The sequence below is a fragment of the Micromonospora sp. SYSU B005 genome (genome assembly GCF_055362685.1).
In genome coordinates, this window is the sequence record NZ_JAXCFU010000038.1 from 1 (window position 1) to 4,717 (window position 4,717).

The window sequence follows — 4,717 nt, forward strand, 5'->3', positions numbered from 1 at the left end:
GGTCGACTTCTCGGATGCGGACGTCGAGCGGGTGGTCGCCACCGTCGAGGGTGGTGCGGCGAACGTCGCGGACGTGTATCCGCTGGCGCCGCTGCAGGAAGGCATGCTGTTCCACCACCTGATGGCCGAGGGCGGCGGTGAGGACCCGTACGTGCCGGTCTGGGTCTTCGAGTTCGACTCCGCGGATCGGCTCGACCGGTTCGTGACGGCGCTCCAGCAGGTCGTTGACCGGCATGACATCTACCGCACGGCGGTGGTGTGGGACGGAATCCCCGAGCCGGTGCAGGTGGTCTGGCGCAACGCGGTGCTGCCGGTGACGACCCACGTCCTCCAGGAAAGCGGCGATCCGATCGCCGAACTGGTCGAGCTGGTCGGGTCGTCGATGAACCTGGGCCGCCCGCCGCTGATGGATCTGCACGTCACGCAGGTCGGTGACGGCTGGCTCGGGCTGCTGCGGATGCACCACATGCTCCAGGACCACCAGGGCATGGACGTGCTCATGGAGGAGATGCAGGCATTCCTGGCCGGGCGCGGCGACGAACTGGCGCCGGCGCTGCCGTTCCGCAACTTCGTGGCACAGGCCCGCAGCGTTCCGCGGGCGGAGCACGAGCGGTTCTTCGCCGAGCTGCTCGGCGACGTCACCGAGCCGACAGCGCCGTACGGGCTGATGGACGTCAGCGGCGACGGCGCCGCGACGTCGGCCGGGATGCCGATCCCCCAGGACGTCGCCGACCGGCTGCGGGACGTGTCGCGGCGTCTCGGTGTGAGCCCGGCGACGGTGCTGCACGTGGCGTGGGCCCGGGTGCTGGCCGTGCTGTCGGGGCGCGACGACGTCGTCTTCGGCACCACGCTGTTCGGCCGGATGAACGCAGGCGCCGGTGCCGAACGCGTGGTCGGTCCGTTCATCAACACGCTGCCGGTGCGGATGCCGACCGGCGACGTCGGCGTCCGCGCGGCGGTCGAGCAGATGCGCGGCCAGCTCGCCGCACTGCTGGAACACGAGCACGCGCCGCTCGCGGTGGCGCAGCAGGCCAGCGGTATCGCGGAGAACACGCCGCTGTTCACGTCCCTGTTCAACTACCGTCACGCCGGGCACGGCAACTCCCGTCCGGACACCTCGTCCGAAGGTATGCGCGGCGTCTACTCCAGTGAGCGGACGAACTACCCGCTGGCCGTGTCGGTCAACGACCTGGGCGGCCACGGGCTGAGCTGGACGATCCTCGCCGTCGACCCGATCGATCCGTATGCGGTCGGACAGTTGCTCTGCACCACGCTGGAGAACCTGGTCGGCGCGCTGACCGACCGCCCCGACACCCCGGTCAGCGCCCTGCGGGTACTCGACGCCGGGCAGCGGGACCAGGTGCTGTCCGGCTGGAACGGCACCGCGACCGAGGTCACCGACGCCACCGCGGCCGAGCTGTTCGCCCGGCAGGTGGCCGAGACCCCGGGCGCGGTCGCAGTGGTCGCCGACGGTGCACAACTGTCCTTCGTGGAGCTGGACGCCGACGCGAACCGCCTCGCCGCCTACCTGGTGAGCCAGGGGATCGGCGCGGAATCGGTGGTGGGCCTGTGCCTGCCGCGCAGCGCGGCGATGGTGACCGCGATCCTGGCGGTGTGGAAGGCCGGCGCGGCGTACCTGCCGATCGACCCGGAGCTGCCCGCCGACCGGATCGCGTTCATGCTGGCCGACTGCCGGGTGGCGGTGCTGCTCGGCACCGAGGACGTGCTGGACGAGCTGCCGGCCGGCCGGGTGCGGATGGTCGCCGTCGACGACCGGAGGGTCGCGGCGATGGTCGCCGCCCAGCCGGGCACCGACCCGGCGGTGCCGGTCGGCCCGGCGGGCCTGGCCTACGTCATCTACACATCGGGTTCGACCGGCACGCCGAAGGGCGTGGCGGTCACCCACGGCGGCCTGACGAACTATCTGCTGTGGGCGGCCGAGGCCTACCGGATGGCGCCCGGCGGCGGTGGCGCGCCGCTGCACTCGTCGCTGGCTTTCGACCTGACCGTCACGAGCGTGCTGGTGCCGCTGGTGACCGGATCACCCGTGGTGGTGCACGAGGCCGGCGACGCCGACGGGCTGGCAGCGCTGCTGGGCGAACGCGGCGGGTTCGGGCTCGCGAAGGTCGTGCCGGCGCATCTGCCGCTGCTCGCCGAGTCGCTCTCCGACGAGGCCGCGGCCGGCGCCGCCCGCACCTGGGTGGTGGGCGGCGAGGCGCTGCCCGGACCGGTGGTCCGGGCGTGGCTGGAGCGCGCACCCGGCTCGGTCGTGGTCAACGAGTACGGCCCGACCGAAACGGTGGTCGGCTGCTGCGTGTACGAGGTGTCCGCCGGGCAGGAGGTCGGCGACATCGTGCCGATCGGCCGGCCGATCGCCAACACCCGCCTGTACGTCCTCGACGAGGCCCTGCAACCGGTGCCGCCGGGCGTGGCCGGCGAGCTGTACATCGCCGGCGCCGGGGTGGCCCGCGGCTACGTGGGCCGGGCCGGGCTGACCGCCGAGCGGTTCGTCGCCTCGCCGTTCGACTCCGGCGAACGCATGTACCGCACCGGCGACCTGGCGAGATGGTCCGCCGACGGGACGGTGGACTTTCTGGGCCGGGTCGACCACCAGGTGAAGGTGCGTGGTTTCCGGATCGAGCCCGGCGAGATCGAGGCCGCTCTCCAGGCCCACCCGCAGGTGGCGCAGGCCGCGGTGATCGCCCGCGAGGACGTGCCGGGCGACAAGCGGCTGGTCGGCTACGTCGTGTCGGCCGACCCCGAGGCCGGCGTGGGCCCGGACGAGCTGACCGAGTTCGCCGGCCGGCGCCTGCCGGAGTACATGGTGCCGTCCGCGATCGTGGTCCTGGACCGGCTGCCACTGACCACCAACGGGAAGCTGGACCGGCGGGCCCTGCCGGCGCCGGGCTACGCGGGCGCCACGGGGGCCGGCCGCGGGCCGCTCACCGTGCAGGAGGAGATCCTCTGCGGGGTGTTCGCGGAGGTGCTCGGCCTCGAGCGGGTGGGGGTCGAGGACGACTTCTTCCGGCTGGGCGGGCATTCGCTGCTGGCCGTGCGGCTCTCGTCGCGGGTGCGCGCGGTGCTCGGCGTCGAGCTGCCGATGCGGGTGCTGTTCGAGTCGCCGACCGTCGCCGAGCTGGCCGCCTGGCTGGCCGGCGGAACCGCCGACCGGGCGCGGCCGGCGCTGCGGGCCGGTGTGCGGCCGGAGCGGCCGGTGCTGTCCTTCGCGCAGCAGCGTCTGTGGTTCCTCGGCCAGCTCGAAGGCCCCAGCTCCCTCTACAACATCCCCGTGGCGGTCCGCCTCGGCGCCGACGCGAACGCTGCCGCGCTGAGCGCCGCGCTACGCGATGTGGTCGGCCGGCACGAGTCGCTGCGCACCGTGTTCGCGGTGGCCGACGGCGAGCCGTACCAACACATCCTCGACCCCGCCGAATTGGACTGGGCCCTGGAGGTCCGCCCGGTGCCCGCGGACGAGTTGGACCGGGCGATGAACGAGGTCACCGAGCGCGCGTTCGACCTGTCCGCGGAGATCCCGGTCCGAGCCTCGCTGTTCCGGACCGACGCGGGCGAGTCCGTGCTCGTGCTCGTGGTGCATCACATCGCCAGTGACGGCTGGTCGATGGCGCCGCTGGGCCGGGACCTGTCCACCGCGTACGAGGCGCGGCTGCGCAACGAGGCGCCGGTGTGGGAGCCGTTGCCGGTGCAGTACGCGGACTATGCGGTGTGGCAGCGTGACCTGCTCGGCGACGAGTCCGGGCCGGACAGCCTGTTGTCCGCGCAGGTCGGCTACTGGCGGGAGACGCTGACCGGCGCACCAGAGGAGCTGACCCTGCCGGTCGACCGGTCCCGTCCGGCCGTGTCCACCCACCGCGGGCATCAGGTGCCGCTGCGGGTGCCGGCCGACGTGCACCAGCAACTCGCCGATCTGGCCCGGGCCGAGGGCGTCACGCCGTTCATGGTGCTTCAGGCCGTGCTGGCGGTGTCGCTGTCCCGGCTGGGCGCCGGCACCGACCTGCCGATCGGGACGGCGGTCGCCGGGCGTACCGACGAAGCCCTCAACGACCTCGTCGGGTTCTTCGTCAACACCTTGGTTCTGCGTACGGACCTGTCGGGTGACCCGGAGTTCCGGCAGGTACTGGAGCGGGTCCGCAACACCACACTCGGCGCGATGGCGCACCAGGACGTGCCGTTCGAGCGGCTGGTCGAGGAGTTGGCACCGGTCCGGTCGCTGTCGCGGCACCCGCTCTTCCAGGTCATGCTCACCCTGCAGAACGCGGAGCGGGCCGGCCTGAACCTGCCCGGTGCAGGCGCCCAAGGCGGCGCGCCGGAGCCCGGTCCCGACGCCACCGAGACGGCGCGGTTCGACCTTGACCTGGCCGTCTCCGAGGTGTTCGACGCAGACGGCCGGCCGGCGGGTCTGCGCGGCTTCCTGATCGCCTCGGTGGACCTGTTCGACCGGCCGACCGCGGAGCGGCTCGCCGCTGTGGTCCAACGGGTGCTCGGGACCGTGACGGCGGCGCCGGAGACGCGGCTGAGCGCGGTGGAGGTGATGGCCGCCGAGGAGCGGGCGCAGCTGTTGTCCGGCTGGAACACCGCGGCCGTCGAGGTCCCTGAGGCGACGCTGGCCGGCCTCGTCGAGCAGCGTGTCGCGACGGCCCCCGAGGCGGTCGCGGTGGTGGCCGATGGGGTGTCGCTGACCTATGGCGAGTTGGAGGTG

At 73.0% G+C, this 4,717-nt stretch carries 1 protein-coding gene; it reads left to right on the top strand.

Features of this window, described 5'->3' with window-relative positions; all coding sequences use genetic code 11:
* Positions 1–4,717: amino acid adenylation domain-containing protein (locus tag SM452_RS30170; protein ID WP_463841201.1), on the top strand; the 4,717-nt coding region annotated here is incomplete at both ends.